This window comes from Desulfotruncus arcticus DSM 17038 (assembly GCF_900113335.1).
Lineage (GTDB): Bacteria > Bacillota > Desulfotomaculia > Desulfotomaculales > Desulfallaceae > Desulfotruncus > Desulfotruncus arcticus.
Genome location: NZ_FOOX01000001.1, coordinates 209,626 through 226,838, shown reverse-complemented (window position 1 = coordinate 226,838; position 17,213 = coordinate 209,626). Strand labels below are relative to the sequence as shown.

Annotated in this window: 18 protein-coding genes and 1 riboswitch; of the genes, 2 read left to right on the top strand and 16 right to left on the bottom strand. The window is 43.9% G+C overall.

The window, feature by feature from the left end; all coding sequences use genetic code 11:
- Positions 1-25: 25 nt before the first annotated feature.
- Positions 26-140: riboswitch (guanidine-I (ykkC/yxkD leader) on the bottom strand.
- A 91-nt stretch (positions 141-231) separates the two neighbouring features.
- The 3 genes from guaA to BM056_RS01145 form a co-directional block, all read right to left on the bottom strand.
- The gene (guaA, locus tag BM056_RS01155) at positions 232-1,773 is read right to left on the bottom strand and encodes a glutamine-hydrolyzing GMP synthase (RefSeq protein ID WP_092467876.1); all 1,542 of its coding nucleotides are present in this window, start codon (positions 1,771-1,773) and stop codon (positions 232-234) included.
- 163 nt (positions 1,774-1,936) lie between these two features.
- Positions 1,937-2,479, bottom strand: coding sequence for a hypoxanthine phosphoribosyltransferase (gene hpt / locus BM056_RS01150; RefSeq protein ID WP_092467874.1), 543 nt, complete (start codon positions 2,477-2,479; stop codon positions 1,937-1,939).
- A 116-nt stretch (positions 2,480-2,595) separates the two neighbouring features.
- Positions 2,596-3,282, bottom strand: coding sequence for a hypothetical protein (locus BM056_RS01145; protein WP_092467872.1), 687 nt, complete (start codon positions 3,280-3,282; stop codon positions 2,596-2,598).
- 141 nt (positions 3,283-3,423) lie between these two features.
- Between BM056_RS01145 and BM056_RS01140 the strand changes: the two genes are divergently transcribed.
- Both BM056_RS01140 and BM056_RS01135 read left to right on the top strand, forming a co-directional pair.
- Positions 3,424-3,756: a nucleotide pyrophosphohydrolase gene (locus BM056_RS01140; RefSeq protein WP_092467870.1), complete on the top strand. Its 333-nt coding sequence runs from the start codon at positions 3,424-3,426 to the stop codon at positions 3,754-3,756.
- On the top strand, positions 3,757-5,067 hold the full coding sequence (locus BM056_RS01135) for a DUF1015 domain-containing protein (protein WP_092467868.1): 1,311 nt from the start codon (positions 3,757-3,759) through the stop codon (positions 5,065-5,067).
- A 239-nt stretch (positions 5,068-5,306) separates the two neighbouring features.
- Here BM056_RS01135 and fliY read toward each other — a convergent pair whose 3' ends face one another.
- From fliY to flhA, 13 genes are read right to left on the bottom strand one after another with little or no spacing between them, the layout of a single operon-like run.
- The gene (fliY, locus tag BM056_RS01130) at positions 5,307-6,638 is read right to left on the bottom strand and encodes a flagellar motor switch phosphatase FliY (protein WP_092467866.1); all 1,332 of its coding nucleotides are present in this window, start codon (positions 6,636-6,638) and stop codon (positions 5,307-5,309) included.
- A complete protein-coding gene (gene fliM / locus BM056_RS01125) occupies positions 6,628-7,629 on the bottom strand; it encodes a flagellar motor switch protein FliM (RefSeq protein ID WP_092467864.1) in 1,002 nt (333 codons plus the stop codon). The genes fliY and fliM overlap by 11 nt, the downstream gene beginning before the upstream one ends.
- Before the next feature lie 13 nt (positions 7,630-7,642).
- Positions 7,643-8,008: a response regulator gene (locus BM056_RS01120; protein ID WP_092467862.1), complete on the bottom strand. Its 366-nt coding sequence runs from the start codon at positions 8,006-8,008 to the stop codon at positions 7,643-7,645.
- 18 nt (positions 8,009-8,026) lie between these two features.
- Positions 8,027-8,647, bottom strand: a complete 621-nt coding sequence (locus BM056_RS01115) for a chemotaxis protein CheC (protein WP_092467861.1) — start codon at positions 8,645-8,647, stop codon at positions 8,027-8,029.
- A gap of 30 nt (positions 8,648-8,677) precedes the next feature.
- Complete coding sequence (locus tag BM056_RS01110) at positions 8,678-9,445, bottom strand: CheR family methyltransferase (protein WP_092467859.1); 768 nt, start codon at positions 9,443-9,445, stop codon at positions 8,678-8,680.
- The gene (locus BM056_RS01105) at positions 9,446-9,946 is read right to left on the bottom strand and encodes a chemotaxis protein CheD (RefSeq protein WP_092467857.1); all 501 of its coding nucleotides are present in this window, start codon (positions 9,944-9,946) and stop codon (positions 9,446-9,448) included.
- Between the two features lie 18 nt (positions 9,947-9,964).
- Complete coding sequence (locus tag BM056_RS01100) at positions 9,965-10,741, bottom strand: flagellar hook-basal body protein (protein WP_092467855.1); 777 nt, start codon at positions 10,739-10,741, stop codon at positions 9,965-9,967.
- Positions 10,742-10,754: 13 nt separating this feature from the next.
- The gene (locus BM056_RS01095; protein WP_092467853.1) at positions 10,755-11,531 is read right to left on the bottom strand and encodes a flagellar hook-basal body protein; all 777 of its coding nucleotides are present in this window, start codon (positions 11,529-11,531) and stop codon (positions 10,755-10,757) included.
- Positions 11,528-12,301, bottom strand: a complete 774-nt coding sequence (locus tag BM056_RS01090; RefSeq protein ID WP_092467851.1) for a FliA/WhiG family RNA polymerase sigma factor — start codon at positions 12,299-12,301, stop codon at positions 11,528-11,530. The genes BM056_RS01095 and BM056_RS01090 overlap by 4 nt, the downstream gene beginning before the upstream one ends.
- A gap of 12 nt (positions 12,302-12,313) precedes the next feature.
- Complete coding sequence (locus tag BM056_RS01085; protein WP_092467849.1) at positions 12,314-12,976, bottom strand: flagellar brake protein; 663 nt, start codon at positions 12,974-12,976, stop codon at positions 12,314-12,316.
- Positions 12,977-12,993: 17 nt separating this feature from the next.
- A complete protein-coding gene (locus BM056_RS01080) occupies positions 12,994-13,875 on the bottom strand; it encodes a MinD/ParA family protein (RefSeq protein ID WP_092467848.1) in 882 nt (293 codons plus the stop codon).
- Positions 13,856-15,073, bottom strand: coding sequence for a flagellar biosynthesis protein FlhF (locus BM056_RS01075; RefSeq protein WP_092467846.1), 1,218 nt, complete (start codon positions 15,071-15,073; stop codon positions 13,856-13,858). Before BM056_RS01075 ends, BM056_RS01080 begins: the two co-directional genes overlap by 20 nt.
- Positions 15,063-17,090, bottom strand: coding sequence for a flagellar biosynthesis protein FlhA (flhA, locus tag BM056_RS01070; protein WP_092468404.1), 2,028 nt, complete (start codon positions 17,088-17,090; stop codon positions 15,063-15,065). The genes BM056_RS01075 and flhA overlap by 11 nt, the downstream gene beginning before the upstream one ends.
- Positions 17,091-17,213 lie beyond the last annotated feature (123 nt).

The following is a 17,213-nucleotide window of genomic DNA, read 5'->3' as shown; positions in this document are numbered from 1 at the left end:
TAGGTTCTCACTTGAGTGAAACCTACCCGCCTGGGCTTTTATCCCGACCGGTGTAGCTGCGAAAGTATAACCTCGCAGCCTGTACCGCTTGGTCCAAACCGCCGAAATACTACCGGCGTGGAACCCTAGGTACACTTTCTCTCACAGGTTACATTTGGAAATACTTATTTTCCATACGAAAGATCTATCCAGGTTAATCATACCTAAAAGAGACTTAAGAGTCAAGCAGGTTTACTCCCACTCAATAGTTCCCGGGGGCTTGGAGGTAATGTCGTAAACCACCCGGTTAATGCCCTTTACCTCGTTGACAATGCGGTTGGAGATGCGCCCCAGCACATCGTGGGGAATCTTCGCCCAGTCTGCCGTCATGCCGTCGTTGGAATAAACCGCTCTGATAGCCACAGTTTGGGCGTAAGTGCGTTCATCTCCCATTACTCCGACACTGAAGAGGTTGGGCAGCACCGCGAAGTACTGCCATATCTCCCTGTCCAGGCCAGCCCTGGCAATTTCCTCTGTAACAATTGCATCAGCTTCCTGCAGCAGTGCAATTCTCTCCGGAGTAATCTCACCAAGGATACGGACAGCGAGTCCGGGGCCGGGAAACGGCTGGCGCCAGACGACACTGGCCGGCATACCGAGTTCTTCACCCACGCGGCGCACCTCGTCTTTAAAAAGCCAGCGCAGCGGCTCAATCAAAGCCAGGCGCATATCTTCCGGCAAACCACCCACATTGTGGTGTGATTTAATCACGGCTGCGGTGGCTGTCCCGCTTTCTACCACATCGGGGTAAAGCGTGCCCTGCACCAAAAAATCAATTTCCCCTATTTTGCCCGCCTCATCTTCAAAAACGCGAATAAACTCCTCGCCAATAATTTTACGCTTCCGCTCAGGGTCGGTAACACCATTTAGCTTGGTTAAAAAACGTTCTGACGCATCTGCATACACCAGGTTAATATTAAATTGATTTCTAAAAACTTCGAGCACTGACTCGGCTTCACCCTTGCGCAATAAGCCGTGGTTAACAAATACGCAGGTTAGCTGGTCTCCTATCGCTTTGTGCACCAGCACCGCAGCCACGGAGGAATCCACCCCGCCGCTCAGCGCGCAGAGGACTTTTTTATCCCCCACCTGCTCTTTAATCTCACTTACTGTTTGCTCAATAAATGAGCCCATATTCCAACTGCCGGTGCACCCGCAAATATCAAACAGGAAATGGCGGAAAACATCCTGCCCTTTCGGCGTATGAACCACTTCCGGGTGAAATTGAACTGCGTACAGCCCTCGTTCCGGGTCGGCCATGGCCGCAACGGGAGCAGTTTCCGTGCGGGCAAGCACCACAAAGCCCGGCGGCGGCGTCTCCACCATGTCACCGTGGCTCATCCAGCACTGAGAGCGTTCTCCCATACAGCCGAGCAGGCCTTGCTCCTCTAAAATACTAATTTCAGCATGGCCGTACTCTCTTCTTTCGGCCCGTAATACTTTACCGCCCAATTGGAAGGTCATCAGCTGTAAACCATAGCAAATTCCCAAAATCGGTATTTGCAGTTCGTAAACGCCCGGATCAATTACCGGGGCCCCTTCCTGGTAAACGCTGGACGGCCCCCCGGAAAAGACAATTCCGCGCGGGTTTTTGGCGCGAATTTCATCCAGTGCTGTATTGTAAGGCAGCATTTCACAAAAGACATTCAACTCGCGAATACGGCGGGCGATTAACTGGCTGTACTGGCCGCCAAAATCCAGTACAACAACCATTTCCTGCTCCGGAACAGACAACTTGCAGACCTCCCTGTTTTTGTAGAATTCAGGAGTCAGGAGTCAGAATTCAGTAGATGGAATAGAGAATTCGTATGTCTTTAGAATATGCTTCCATTAATATGCTAACATCATGTAAGTGACAGTTCTCTCATTCTGACTCCTGACTTCTGTCTCCTGACTACTATTTTTTCGCATATACTTCCTTTTTTAAGATGTAGATTTCCGGTAAGTTTCTATACTTTTCATTATAATCCAAGCCATAGCCAACTACGAACTCATCAGGAATTGAAAAGCCGTTATAGTCAATAGCAACATCAACTTCACGCCTGGAGGGTTTGTCCAGCAAAGTGCAGATGCGCACGCTGGCCGGTCCCCGGGCCTTCAAAATCTCCTGCAAATAATTAAGGGTCAGGCCGGTATCAACAATATCCTCGACAATGAGAACATGCTTTCCTTCAATAGTTTGTTCCAGATCCTTTAAAATCCGCACAACACCCGTTGATTGACTGGAAGCGCCATAACTGGAAACCGCCATAAAATCAATTTGCACATCAACTGATAATGACCTGATTAAGTCGGACATAAAAACCATGGCACCTTTTAAAATGCCAACCACCAGTAAGTTTTTACCCGTATAATCACTGGAAATAACGCTGCCGAGTTCACTGATTTTTTGTTTTATTGCTTCCAATGAAACTAAAACTTTTTCAACATCCTGATGCAAAAAATCTCCTCCTGCCGTCAAAATCTGGGTTATTATAACAAGAGTCATAAAATACTGTCAAGATAAGTTAAGGGACGAGAATCTGAGTGGGTTAAACTCGGATTCCGTCCCTTATATTATACATCAGGCTGCTCAATTTTAATTTGTTTATTATGATCCCATAATTCAAGGTTTATTTCCAGCTTGTTGTTATCTTTTATTTTACCCTGGGCCTGGATTAGCGCTTTAGTAATTACCTGCTGCTTGGGGTCCACCCAAATACGGTAAAAGTAATTATCATAATTCAATTCCATCAAGGAGTTTTGCACTATCGGGTTAAACTCAAGCACCTTTAAATCTGTTTTTTTATCTTTTATTTCTTTTACCACCGGAATGTCCTTAAAATTGAAAATTCCCAGGGGGTTGAATTCGGTAACGAATAGCTCTGATTCCGCCATTTTGTTTCCTTCCAGACAAATCCACCGGTCGGACCAATAACCTTTAACATAAGTTTTATCTCCGGCATGAATAAATTCCACCGGCAAATCCTGCATTGTTCCTTTAATATGGACATTATCCGGCGCTACTCTTTCACCCTCAACCTTTGATATTGTATCATCCCCGATTTTTACAGCCATACGAAAGCGAAATGCGCTGCTGTTAATGGTTTTATCCAGCGCCACAGTAAGCCTTTCCTCCGGTGGAACACGAACCTTGGCCAGATAATTTTCGGCACCACGGTAAATGCCTGCCAGGCAGAGAACTGCAATAACGGCAATCAGCACATATTTTCTATTTAGCAAAAACGAATAGGGTCTGGACATAATAACATCTCCCCCCATAACCTTCTTTAAAAATTTATACTGGGAGCTAATCGCAAATATACCTGTTGGTAAAGGTATCCTGTTTTTTATATTATCAATGTGTTAAAATAGGAATATTGTAAAAGCAAGGAGGTTCCAGTGATGGACATTCTTGACATGCAAAAAGAGGTTGACAACTGGATTGGACAGTTTGCAGAGGGTTACTGGCCGCCACTGGCTATGCTTGCCCGCCTGACCGAAGAGGTGGGCGAACTTGCCCGGGAGATAAATCACCGGTACGGCACCAAACCCAAAAAACCGGAGGAACCGGAAGGTGACCTGGCTCTGGAACTGGCGGACATATTATTTATCATTATTTGTTACGCCAATTCGCTGGGGATCGACCTGGAAGAAGCTTTTACCAGGATGATGAATAAATACAGGGCGCGGGATGCCTTTAGATGGACCAGAAAAGACTCACAGGAGGAATTATAAATGGCTGAAATAGCTCCCTTACACGGGCTCAGATATGATGAAAAAAAAGCCGGAGATATTAAAGACCTGGTAACACCACCCTATGATGTAATTGATCCTACGGCTCAGGAACAATACTACGAGCGTAACCCATATAATATTATCCGCCTGGAATACGGTTTAAAATATCCGAATGACAACGAAGCAAACAACCGTTATACCAGGGCTGCCGGGTTTTTTAGCCAGTGGCAAAAGAACGGAGTCCTTCAAGCGGAGGGAAAACCAGCCATTTACCTGTACCGGCAGAAGTTTAGCGTCGATGGTAAAACCCTAACCCGCAGCGGCATTATCTGCAGAGTCAAACTGGAACCCTACGAAAAGGGAGTTGTTTTGCCCCACGAGGAAACAATGCCCAAACACAAAGCCGACCGTTATGCTTTAATGACTGCTTGCGGCGCCAATTTTAGCCCTGTTTTCGGTATTTACAGCGACCGTCAGCGATCGATTGACCTCATGCTTGACGATTTTACCCAAAATACTCCTCCCGGCACCGGTTTTACTGATGAATGGGGGCACAGCCACAGCCTTTGGGTAATAGACACCCCGGATCTATTGCAAAAAATTCAAAAACAAATGAAACCTCTGCAAATATTCATCGCTGATGGACACCACCGCTATGAAACAGCTTTAAAGTTCGCCCGGGATAATCCCACTATAGCCGGAGCAGATCATCTGATGATGACACTGGTGAACTTGTACGATCCGGGACTGGTAATCCTGCCTACACACAGGCTGATAACAAAAAGCAATTTAGCTCAAAACCAATTGATTGCCGCCCTCCAGGAAGATTTCTTAGTTGAGGGTATTCAAACGTCAAATGCCGCGTCTATTGCCGGACTGCTATCCGACATGGCCAAGCTTAATGAGGATGAAGGTATTAAAGATGGTCAGGTTTTTGGCCTTTATCTGGGAAATGGCTTGCTATACAGCTTAAAGCTGCGCGATTCAAGCATAATTGACAGCAAAATGCCCGCCGACCGGTCCAAAGCCTGGCGGTCGCTGGATGTATCGGTGTTACAGAAGTTAATTTTTGAAAATATCCTGGGAATTGGTATGGAAGAACTGGCCGGAGGGGAAATTGTGCAATATACCCGCGATGCCGGCGAAGCAATGTCGAAGGTTGATGACGGTTCACATGGCATGGCTTTTTTAATGAACCCCACATTAATTCCGGAAGTTACTGAAGTTGCCGCCAACGGGGAAAAGATGCCCCAAAAGTCAACTTTCTTTTACCCCAAGCTAATCACCGGACTGGTAATCAACAAGTTTTAAACTACCCGCACGGAACGTTATTACGTAGGGGCGGACGGGACCCCTGTCCGCCTGTGTTAAAAATCATAAAAGAGAGCAACAAAACATTAATAGGGGACCTACCTTAAAGAGGTATGTCCCTTTTACTCAAGCAATAAATTATCACGTAGCTTCGCTCCCCGTAATGACGAACTCCAAACACCAGTTCCTAAAAATATTTTCAGATATCGCATATCCTATTCATAGCAATGACAGGCCTGCTATTTCAACGTAATAATTCTTTCCCTTTGTGATATTATACTGGTAATTTTTACGCCAAAGTTTTCATTTACTACTACAACTTCACCTTTGGCCACCAGCTTGCCGTTAATCAGTACATCTACAGGTTCATCAACCAGGGTTTCCAATTCTGCTATTGCTCCCGGCGTCATTGACAGTACGTCTTTAATACTTTTTTTAGTCCGACCCAATACTACTGAGATCCTTAACGGGATATCCAGAAGCATATTTAATTTTTCCAGATCAATATTTTCTAATTCAGGATAACGCGATGACATGGGTTGGGGCGTAGGCTGGGGTGGGGTTGGCGATGCCTGCTGATTATAATATTGATCAAACTTTTGATCAAGAATTGAATCAAAATCACTACCAGCCTCATTTGAATAAGCACCTTGTTCCAAGCTTTTATCCGTATCTGTTATAAGCTGTTCTGCTGATTCAGGCATAAAGTCCTGCTCAAAATGGTTCTCTTCTTGTGCCGCGGGCTCTTCGGAAAACATGCCGAAACTTTGCAACAGTAACCTGGCCTGTTCCCTGGCTCCTTGCAAGTCTAAAATCTGCATAATCCGGGTATCAAGCAAATCTTCTATATTCATTTTAAAGGATGTAATTACAATTGGGTCGGTAAAAGGAAGTTTTACATCCATTATTTCTGATTCGTGAATTACATTCGCCTCCGGGGGGGCTATGTTTACGCTTTTATTCATTAAATCTGCCAGTGAAGTTGACGCAGTGCCGATCATTTGGTTCATAGCCTCGGCGGCGGCGCTAATTTCCATCTCAGAAATCTCGTCCGGCAAGTCTGTACCGTCTCCCCCCATCATTAAGTTAGCCATCACCATGGCATCATGCAGCTTAATCACCAGCACATTATGGCCGTTAATACCCTCAATAAATTTCACTTTTATAATTAAAAACGGTACATTAAAACCACCTAAAAATTCCTGTGTACTTGCGAGAATAACTTCCGGACTGGTAATGAGTACCCGCTTATTCAGCAGTTGAGACAATGTGGTTGCCGCTGAACCCATCGAGATATTGCCTATTTCCCCAAGTGCATCCTTTTCCTCGGGCTTTAGGTCCTCAAATACCATAGCATCATCATTATCTTCACCAGGAACTCCCGTTTCCAATGTCCGGGCATCGTCAGTGTCGAGTTGCTCAAAGTCGAAAGGATTCCCTTCAGCAGCATCAACATTAACTGCGGAAGCTTCCCTCTGAGAACTTGGTCCACTTTCCGTGTCCAGGTTGCCGCCGGCGCTCTTTAACAAAGCATCAATTTCATCCTGCTGAAGCAGTTTATTATCTGTCATCAGTACCTTCCCCTTCAAAAAGTGAAACGACCTGGATGGCCAACTTATCACCCACAGAGCCTACCTGGGCGCCAAACTTCAATTTGTCCCCAATATACACATCAAGATCATTATTGACATTTCGATCAAGTACCACAACGTCCCCTACCTGGATCTGCAGGAAATCCTCCACCTGTATTTCAGCTTCCCCTATTACAGCAGTAATCTCGATTGCACTATAACCCAGCCAGTGCAATAATTTATCATAATCATCCTTAGTGGCTGAAGAAAACTGCCGGACAAACTGCTGCCTTACGGATAACATGGAAACAACTTCATCCAAAACCATATATGGCAGGCAAAGATTCATCATCCCCTGGTCGTTTTCACCCAGTGTAATGGTAAAAGTCAATAAGGCAACTACTTCATTGGGTGAGTATAACTGCTGCAAACGGGGGTTTGTCTCGATAGTGCGAACCTCCGGTTTGATTTCCACAATGTCTTTCCAGGTAGGCACCAGATATTCAAGAATGCGGTTCATAATCTTTTTGGTCACCTGGATTTCAATATCCGTCAGCTCTCTGTTTAAATCGGTAACCGTCCCGTTTCCACCAAACATCAAGTCAATAACGGGGAATATAAAATTAGTATTAGCCTCAAATATTGCCGGCCCGTTTAACGGCTTAAGTTCAAAAATAGTCAATATAGTCGGAGTGGGAATAGACCTGATAAACTCATCGAATATAATTTGGCCGACAGAAGCAAGCTCAATATTAATGTTAGTGCTGAGGTAACCTGACAGAAAGCTGGATAAATGCCGGGCATAATGCTGGTGCAGCATCTCCAGAGTCCGCAAATGCTCTTTGGAAAACTTGTTCGGCCTGCGGAAATCATAACTTTTTAACCGTGTAGTTGTATCTTCGGCATGCTGCAGCTCCTGCACGGGAATGTTGCCCGTATTCAATGCCTGTAACAGCGAGTCTATTTCACTTTGCGATAGTACTTCTTGCATCTTGGCCTCCCGGTTATCTGCTCATTACCCTTTCTATAGCCTGAAGTATTCTTTCCTGTTTAAAAGGTTTAACTATGAAATCCATGGCGCCGGCTTGAATAGCTTCCATAACCATAGCCTGCTGCCCCATAGCGCTGCACATAATTATTTTAGCACCGGGATCAATTTGTTTAATGGCTTTGACACTTTCAATCCCGTCCATTTCCGGCATGGTAATGTCCATGGTAACCAGATCCGGCTTTAATTCAGAATATAATTTAACCGCTTCAGAACCGTTTTCAGCTTCTCCTATAACCTCAAATCCGTTTTTGGTAACAATATTTTTAATCATCATTCTCATAAAAGTCGCATCATCAACAATAAGCATTCTAATTGACATATTTTCCCTCCGTTCTGATTATGCATCTATTCCTAAAGCGGTAAATAATTTGTGTATTGATTTCGGCTCCGACAGCAAGAAAAAATGCCCGTTCACTTTTTTATCTTCCCGGAATAAATTTGTTTCAATAGCCATAACACTATCATCCTCCGGCCTGCCCACGGCAACAACCAGCGTGGTAAAAATCGCTGCCAGCATGTCAAAGGCAAAAATAGGAACTGAGGTATTAATGTGCAGCTGGGTAAAGTCGCTGATGGCTGAAACAAAAGCTCCCGTCAAAATATTGCCTATTTCATTGATGGTAGAGGTAGCCATTTCGTCTAATTCAACAGTTGTGCCCTCTTCCAGCCCCATTAGCATATCGACCAGACGGTAGGTGCTTGATTCATTAAATATATAAAAAACCAGTCCGTTGATATCACCGTCCAACTCAAGGCTAACGCAGGACACCAGTTCCTCGTAGCCACCTATGAGTTCAATTACTCTCTCAAAGGATATAAAATCGGCATGTGGAACACCCATATCAATTTTTCTGTCCAACATTTCCGCCAGTGAAGTTGCAGCGTGACCCAGTCCGATATTACTTATTTCCTGCAAGGCATCGATTTGTAAATCAGAAAAACTCTTTTTATCATTCATCTAATCAATCCTTTCATCGATCAACCTCTTTCAAGTACCTTTTTTGTAAAAGCATGGAGAAAGTTTTTCGTAACCCAATTCTTTATAATTAAAAATCATTTCACTGCCTCCAATGAATAATATCCCATTGGTATTTAATGACCGGTGAAATTTTTTATATATCAAGTCCTGTGCTTCTCTTGTAAAATAAATGGTTACATTGCGGCAAACGATTAGATCATAGTTTTTTTGATACTCATCATTAAGTAAATCATGGTAGCGAAAAGAAATTTTCTTTTTGACAATATCTTTTAACACATACAGATCACCTTGTACATCAAAGAACCGCTGTAATCTTTCAGTGCTGACATTTTTTAAACCATCACGGTTGTACCTGGCTTGCCTAGCTTTGTTTAATATTTGCCGGTCGAGATCTGTGGCGTCAATACTGCTCCTTCCGGCTAGTCCCATTTCTTCAAGAATAATTGCTATGGAATAAGGCTCGGAACCGTTGGAACAAGCGGCACTCCATATTTTAACCGAATTTCGGTCACGAAACATCTCTTTTAAATGCTGCTGCAGTTCAGTAAACCGGTGAGGGTCTCTGAAGAATTCCGAAACATTTATAGTCAAATGATCCAAAAACTTTTCGTAATCTTCACGTTTTTGGGTAATTTGGCGATACAGCTCTTCGTAGCCTTTTAATTTAAGTTTAACTATGTAAGAATCCAGCCTTCGCTTCAGTTGTTTTTCCTTATAGCTGTTCAAGTCCAGGCGAAAAGACACCATAACCTTCGCTTTAAATTCCTCGAATTGCAATTAGATCACCTTAATGTCCTTTCCTATTGTCCGTATCAAAACTTCGCCGGTGGCCGTATCCAGATACATAGTTCTCCCTTTGTTGCCCCCAACTTCTTCAGCCGTAATTCTAATAGTTACTTCCTTTAGAATTTTACGGGACATTTCAATATTCCTTTCTCCAATGTTAAATAATTGTTTTTTATCCGCACCGGTAAACATCTGGGCCCCTCCCACCAGTTTGGCAACCAGTCTGCTCTGCCCCGCTCCCTGCCTAACCAAATCCTTAATGATTAAAGGAATCCCCAGGTCTGCATATTTTTCCGGTTTAACTACTTTTGTAAAATCCCTGCTGTTTGGCAGCATTATATGCAACAGGCCGCCTATTTTGGTTGAAGGATCCCACAAGCTTACTCCAACGCAGGACCCCAACCCCAAGGTTACCAAACGATTGGGACTTAAAGCAATTTTGTACTCGCCGATGCCCACATGTATATCCTTGTTACTTCTTGATAAATCCATTCGATCACCTAAATTCATTTACTTTTGCAAATTGTTCGTAATGCTCCATAATTGATCAGCTGTATTTACAGACTTTGCGTTTAACTGAAAAGAGCGCTGTCCCTCAATCAACGATTGCACCTCCTGGACAAGGTCGATATTAGACCCTTCCAGGTAATTCTGCAAAATCCTATTTTGATTATCGTCACCAGGTGTTACAGTTTCCGGCTCACCACTGGAATCGGATTGTTTAAACATATTATTACCTATTGCTTCCAGCAATTCAGGCCGGGGAAACACCGCCAATTCAATTTGGCCGATCTCCTGCGTGTTTCCCTCCCCGTCTTTACAAGAAACCAGACCTGATTCGTCAATTACAAGGTCTGTAAAGCCCTCGGGCAGTTCATTATCCAGCAGCACATAACCCTCGCTGTTTTTGATTAGGCCATCCGAATCGAGCTTAAAACTGCCGTCCCGGGTATAAAATATTTCTCCGTCAGCACTGGTTAAATTAAAAAAGCCGTCACCGTCAATCGCCAGGTCCAAATCCCGCCCGGTATTGATCAAATTACCCTGGGTAAAACTGCGATTGGTTGAACTAATTTTAGCTCCACCGCCCTGATTTGATTCTGTCGCAGCATCCGGCACCACAGGCATGCCCTGCGCCGTTACCTGCTGCCTTAACAATTCGTCAAAACTTGCGGTTTGACGTTTATAACCATTAGTATCGATATTAGCGATATTGTTGCCGATAACATCCATCTGCTGCATCTGGGCAGCCATGCCGGTCATTCCGTTGTGCAATGCTTTAATCAAAACTATCCCTCCCCTACCTTACAACGCCAACCTTGCTAATAGCCAGGCCCAACATAGTGTCCTGGGCCTGGATGATTTTCTGGCCGGTTTCGTATGCCCTGGCAGCTGAAATCAAATCAACAGTTTCCTGCACCGGGTCCACATTAGCACTTTCCAAAGAACGCTGAACCATCCCCGGATTATCAGATATTTCCGGTTCTGTCGCATTGGCCTGGTAAATATTGCCACCAACCCGTTCCAGCATAGACAGGTCACTAAAAGTAGCTATAGAAAAACTATCAAGCACATCTCCATCTTCAGTTATAACCCCAAATTCATCAACACTTGTTTTATCAATAGCATTTATCTGAATTGGGCCTCCCTCGCCCATAACCCTGTACCCGTCAACGGTTATAAGGTAACCCTCCTGATCCAGTTTAAAATTACCATTTCTGGTATAATACAAGTTACTTTCATCATTGGGGTCAGCTACAGTAAAAAAGCCATCACCCGTTAAGGCAAAATCAGTCGGAATTCCGGTTTCACTAATCGTACCGGGTTTAAAATCTTTTACTACCTGCTGAACGGCTACACCCTGGTTGGATACTCCCAGCACCGACCTGCCGGACATGCCTGGCAAAAGACCTTCCTGCCGTGCGCTTAACTGAATTAAACTGGGGAATGGCACCGCTAAAACCTGATCTTTTTTAAACCCGGGCACGCTGATATTGGCAAGGTTATTAGATGTTGTATCAATTCGGAGCATTTGCAAATTCATTCCTGCCGCAGTTGAATATATCCCCCTGATCATACCTTAACTCCTTTCTTGTAGCTGGCATCGTCTTTATATTTTAAAAGCTTCCCCCTTAATTTTTGCAATGCCTTGGAATGCAACTGGCAGACCCTGGATTCCGTGACATCCAAAATAGATCCAATTTCCTTTAAAGTCAATTCTTCCTGGTAATAAAGAGCCAGCACCAGGCGGTCTCTTTCAGAAAGCTCATTAATTGCTTCAACCAAAGTTTCTTTCTCATTTCTCTCGGTTATAACAGCCAATGGGTCCGGGCTGTTGGGATCGCTGATAGCATCAACCAAAACCGTTTCATTTTCATGTCCGGCAGTATCATCAAGTGAAACAGGAAATGCACTGTAATACTCCGCAGCAAGCTTACGGATGTCGCTACTGGCCATTCCCATTACCTGAGCCAATTCATTCTCGTAGAGGCTGTTCCCATTTTGCTGCAGTTTTTCCCTGGCCTGGTTTAACTGGCTGAATTTTTGCCACTTGCTCCTTGGAATCCAGTTCTGTTTTCTTATTTCATCTAAAATAGCCCCGCGGATCCTGGTGTAAGCATAATTTTTAAAGGCAGTTCCCAGCCTTTGATCAAATTTATCAATAGCGTCAAGCAAACCGATAACTCCGTAACCTTCCAAGTCCTCCTGCGTCATGAAAGGTGGTGCCGCTAAAACCAACCTACCGGCAAGATATTTTACCAATCCCAAATGTTTAATAATCAATTCATCTCTGGATGCAGGATCACGCGTTTTGTTATAACGTTCCCATAAATCCCGGCCTGCCAATCGATCACCCCGCTAACGAAGGCGTTTTTGCTGGGCCATCTTTTCGAATATAAATCGTACTATTTTATCTTCCTGATTAAGGTTGATATCTTTAAACTTAATTCCTATATGATAAACCTCTCTGTCAGGCTCTACTTTAATGCACCTGGCCACCAGCGAATTAATTTCAATCAATTCCGGCCTGTTTTTTAAAGGCAAAGAAAACACCAGCAATATCTTGGTACCCGGCTCAATTTTTTCTCGTGTCAACAGCTTCATCCCACCACCGCTTAAATCAACAGTGGTTGTTTTCCTAAAAACAATCTTTTTCTTATTATCTTTATTTTCTTCAGGTAAAGTGTACTCAATATCAAGGATAACCGGCAAACGAACGTGATTCCGCTGCTGAACCCTGATTATTTCCTGAGGATAATCCAAGCGGTAAAGTTTTATATTATCAGATACTTCTCCTATCACCTTGGTACTAAAATTAAAACTTGATTGTTCTGAAAAAAAACGAACAACAACTTTTTCATTTCTACGCAGCACCAGCGGGCGCTCTTTTATAAAAGGCATATTGATATTTATATAATAACCATCGCGAATATCCTGGACGCTTGAATTAAACCATTCCTTGGCGTCTTTTCTTCGAATCTGGATCTTTTGACTAATATTCAGAGGTAATTTTTCAACCAATCATATACCCTCCCAATTTATCTAAACAACCTGCTCAGCTTATTAATAAAACCCCGCAAGCCTCTTTCTTCCGTAACCGGCAGTTCCCTGTTCAACAGAGACAGAGCTATTTTTTTAACTGCTTCTGACGCGGGTGAATAAGGATTAGTTAATAAAAACGGCTTTTGGTTTTTTACTGACTTGATAACAAATTTATCATAAACTATATCGCCTAAATAATTAGCTTTAATATTTAAGTACTTATCTACCACGGTTTTTAACCTGGACGCCGTATCAGCAGTTTCATTTTCATTATTAGACTGGTTAACTATAAAATAAATATCTCTATGTAAATTAAATTTATCCAGTACTTTGATTAATCCATATGCATCAGTTAAAGACGTTGGTTCAGGGGTAACCACAACCAAAACATCATCAGCAGAAGCGCAAAAAGCCAGTACTTCTTTAGCAATACCCGCCCCGGTATCAATGATTACAAAATCAGCCATCCGGTCCAATTGCTCCAGGCCATTAACCAACCTGGCATGCTGTTGGGCGGAAAGGTTAGCCAGTTCAAGAAAGCCTGACCCGCCTGGAATAATTTTTATTCCTCCGGGCCCGGGATAAAGTATATTTTCTATGGTCTCATTTTTAAATATATGGTCATAAAGAGTTAATTTAGGTGTTATTCCCAGCACAATTTCCACATTGGCCATGCCAAGATCAGCATCAAAAACAATTACGCGCTGACCCAGTTGAGCCAGAGCAATAGCCAGGTTAACCGATAAATTGGTTTTACCCACACCGCCTTTGCCGCTGGTTACAGTAACTATCCGCGCTCCTGGCTCAGTTTTTGGTGTTGGAGCTTTAAACAGTCGGTCTCCAAACTCTTTTAAGGTATTACGCTTGAAAATCCTCATCAAGTACTACGCTCCCAAGGATTATTTCTGCAAAGCGTCTGGGGTTGATGCGCTCAATATCGTCAGGAACATTTTGCCCGCTACTGGTATAGGCAATAGGCACACCGGTATTACAAACAATGTTTAACATAGACCCATAGGAATCGGTTTCATCAATTTTGGTCATGATAATTTTGTTATAGCCTAACGTTTTAAAATCATTGGCGATACGTATAAGATCACGGTTTTTAGTTGCCGAGCTAAGTACTAAAAGTATATTTTGTTTTTCTCCGACAACACTTAGAAATGTTTGGAGTTCCAGCACCTGACTTCTAACTTTTGAAGGCCGGCCTTCGGTATCAATAAAAATGTAGTCCTTATCTTGATGCGATTCAACCGCACGGGCCAATTCAGCCGGTGTCATAACCACATCTACCGGCACATTTAAAATATTACCATAAAAATGCAGCTTCTCCATTGCCCCAAATCTTTGGTTAAAAACAGCGATTAAGGCAACGTCTTTTTTGTCAATAACTTTATACCTTGTAGCCAGTTTTACCAGTGACAGTGTTTTCCCCACTCCGGTGGGTCCGATAAAAGTGAATATCCTGGCTCCGTTTTCTTTGTTATAAGCGGGTTTCATTAAATTAATGATTTTAGTTTTTAAGTGGACTTTAAAAAATTCTTCGTTGGGATAATCACCGCTTTCCGGCTCCAAATCTTTTAAAATTAAGTCGGTGATGGCATCATTGACTTCCATCTGGCGAAATATTTTTTTCCATTTACCAATTATACCGTTATCCACTTCCTCGCCCCCCTTTGCCAGCTCCCGCCCCAGGATTATTCTAAACCAGGCATTATCTTCTTCATTATATACCGGTAAAATCGGATCCGGTAATTTGGAGGGAACTATACTACCGGGAATTACTCTTTGGGGCATGTCGCTTTTAACCGGTTCATCAATAGCTGCCGTGCACACCGTACCATCCGATATATACTTGGGTTGTTTATCCTCAATAACGTTATTATACTCAGGAATGTTTACCGGTGTATCATCAACAGCCGCGGTTACTTCAACTTTACGGTGGCCCAATAATTGTTTAATATTTTTTATCGGTTCCCTGGCTGTACTAATAATTACCGCATCATCACCAAGTTCTAATCTGATTTGCTCCATCACCTGCTGCATATTATCAGCCCAAAACTTCTTAACTTTCATCCATGACCACCGTCCCCACCGCTTCAATTTCTATCTCAGGTATAATTTCATTCAAGGATAACACTGCTGTTGAAGGCATCTGACGTGCCAGAAAACGCTTAAGCGGCAACCGTAAACGCGGTGAACATAACAACACCGGCGCATAGCCCCTGCCGGCCGCCTTTTCTACGACATCCGCGATTTTTTCCAGCACCCGGCGAGCCAGCTGGGGTTCCAGCACCGGGTACGGTCCCAACTGAGTAGGCTGTACGGAATCCGCCATCAGCTTTTCCAGTTTGGGGTGCAGTGTTATAACCTGAAGCTTGTTTTCTGCGTTCAGCAAGCTACGGCAGATACTCCTGGCCAGCGCAGCCCGCACATGTTCGATTAAGAAATCGGGGTCTTTGTTGATCCGGGCACCATCTCCCAAGGCTTCGAGAATAGATATAATGTCCTTTATATTAACATTCTCTTTCAGTAAGCTTTGCAAAACCTTCTGTACTTCCCCCACAGTCATTAAATCAGGCACCAGTTCCTCCACCACAGCAGAGTTCGTTTCCTTGACTACGTCCAACAGTTCTTTAACGTCCTGGCGGCCCAGCAGTTCGTGGGAATATTTTTTAATAAACTCGGTAAGGTGGGTAACCAGAACAGTAGAGCAGTCAACAACAGTCAGACCGTCAATTTCCGCCTGCTCCCGCATGTCCTGGGTAATCCACCAGGCGGGAAGTCCAAAAGTCGGTTCAGTAGTGGGGATACCTGAAATAACCACATCCTGGCCTGTAGGATTTAGTGCCAATAAGTGGGAAGGCATCAATTCACCACCGTCGATTTCCTCACCCCGTATTTTAAATACATATCTGTTGGGCGGCAGCTGCAGGTTATCCCTGATGCGTATTGGCCTTACATATATACCCAACTCAGAGGCCGCCTGACGGCGAACGACAGTCAGCCTTTGCAAAAGGTCGCCGCCGGATTTATCATCAGCCATAGTAATTAAATTATAGCCAATTTCAATTTGCAGCGGGTCGGTCTCCAGCAGCTGCAGCACATTTTCGGGTTCGCGCTGTTCCTGGACTTGTTTTTTAGCCTCTTCTTCCCGGGATTGAATTACCTTTTGTTTTTGTTCTTTTAACAGGCTGTAGCCCAGAAAACCGGCGCAACCGGCCAGGATAAAAAACACAATGCCCGGCATAGCCGGAATAAAGCCAATAATTAATAAAATCCCGGCTACAATGAACAATATTTTAGGGAAATTCAAAAATTGTCTGGTCAGGTCGGTACCAAAGCTGGCATCGGTAGTGGCCCTGGTTACCAGAATACCTGATGCCGTAGAGATAAGTACAGCCGGTATTTGAGAAACAAGTCCATCACCAATCGTCAGGATGGTGTAAGTTTGTAAAGATTCTGCCATTCCCATGCCCTTTTGCAGCACCCCAATGGTTATACCGCCAATGATATTAATAACGCAAATAACAATACCGGCGATAGCATCCCCCCGCACGAACTTGCTGGCGCCGTCCATAGCTCCAAAAAAATCCGCTTCCCGCTGCAGTTTACGGCGGCGGTCCCTGGCTTCCTCCTCGCCAATTAACCCGCTGTTAAATTCAGCGTCGATACTCATTTGTTTACCGGGCATTGCATCCAGGGTAAAGCGGGCGCCAACTTCGGATACCCTGCCGGAACCGCTGGTGATAACTACGAATTGAATAACCGTAATAATGATAAACACAATAGCGCCTACAACATAGTTGCCACCAACCACAAACTGGCCAAAAGCGTTAATAATCTTGCCGGCCTGGGCTTCACCGAGTATTAGCCGGGTGGACGATATATTTAAGGAAAGCCGGTAAAGTGTCGTAACCAGCAACAACGACGGAAACACAGAGAATTGCAGCGGTTCGGTGGTAAACATGGTAATTAGCATAATCAACAGAGCAACAGCGATGCTGATGGTTAGAAAAAGATCCAGAGCCAGCGGCGGCAACGGGATAATAATTAACAGCACTATGCCCAATACGGCAGCCGCGACCATCATGTCCGTATTCTTTTTTAACTGCCGTCCTATTTCTGCCCTGGTAAATGAAGCCACTGTTTTCTCCTCTTTCTATCCTGAAAAAAGTTTTTAAGTTACTTGTATCTGGCGCTCCGGTGGTTCCCT

Bases quoted from the DNA above. Each gene is read 5' to 3' on its own strand.
- fliY (WP_092467866.1), bottom strand. From the start codon at position 6,638: ATGACAGATAATAAACTGCTTCAGCAGGATGAAATTGATGCTTTGTTA.
- BM056_RS01075 (WP_092467846.1), bottom strand. From the start codon at position 15,073: ATGAAAGTTAAGAAGTTTTGGGCTGATAATATGCAGCAGGTGATGGAG.
- BM056_RS01115 (WP_092467861.1), bottom strand. From the start codon at position 8,647: ATGAATGATAAAAAGAGTTTTTCTGATTTACAAATCGATGCCTTGCAG.
- fliM (WP_092467864.1), bottom strand. From the start codon at position 7,629: ATGCAAGAAGTACTATCGCAAAGTGAAATAGACTCGCTGTTACAGGCA.
- BM056_RS01140 (WP_092467870.1), top strand. From the start codon at position 3,424: ATGGACATTCTTGACATGCAAAAAGAGGTTGACAACTGGATTGGACAG.
- BM056_RS01145 (WP_092467872.1), bottom strand. From the start codon at position 3,282: ATGTCCAGACCCTATTCGTTTTTGCTAAATAGAAAATATGTGCTGATT.
- BM056_RS01080 (WP_092467848.1), bottom strand. From the start codon at position 13,875: ATGAGGATTTTCAAGCGTAATACCTTAAAAGAGTTTGGAGACCGACTG.
- BM056_RS01135 (WP_092467868.1), top strand. From the start codon at position 3,757: ATGGCTGAAATAGCTCCCTTACACGGGCTCAGATATGATGAAAAAAAA.
- BM056_RS01095 (WP_092467853.1), bottom strand. From the start codon at position 11,531: ATGATCAGGGGGATATATTCAACTGCGGCAGGAATGAATTTGCAAATG.
- BM056_RS01120 (WP_092467862.1), bottom strand. From the start codon at position 8,008: ATGTCAATTAGAATGCTTATTGTTGATGATGCGACTTTTATGAGAATG.
- flhA (WP_092468404.1), bottom strand. From the start codon at position 17,090: ATGATGGTCGCGGCTGCCGTATTGGGCATAGTGCTGTTAATTATTATC.
- BM056_RS01105 (WP_092467857.1), bottom strand. From the start codon at position 9,946: ATGGATTTATCAAGAAGTAACAAGGATATACATGTGGGCATCGGCGAG.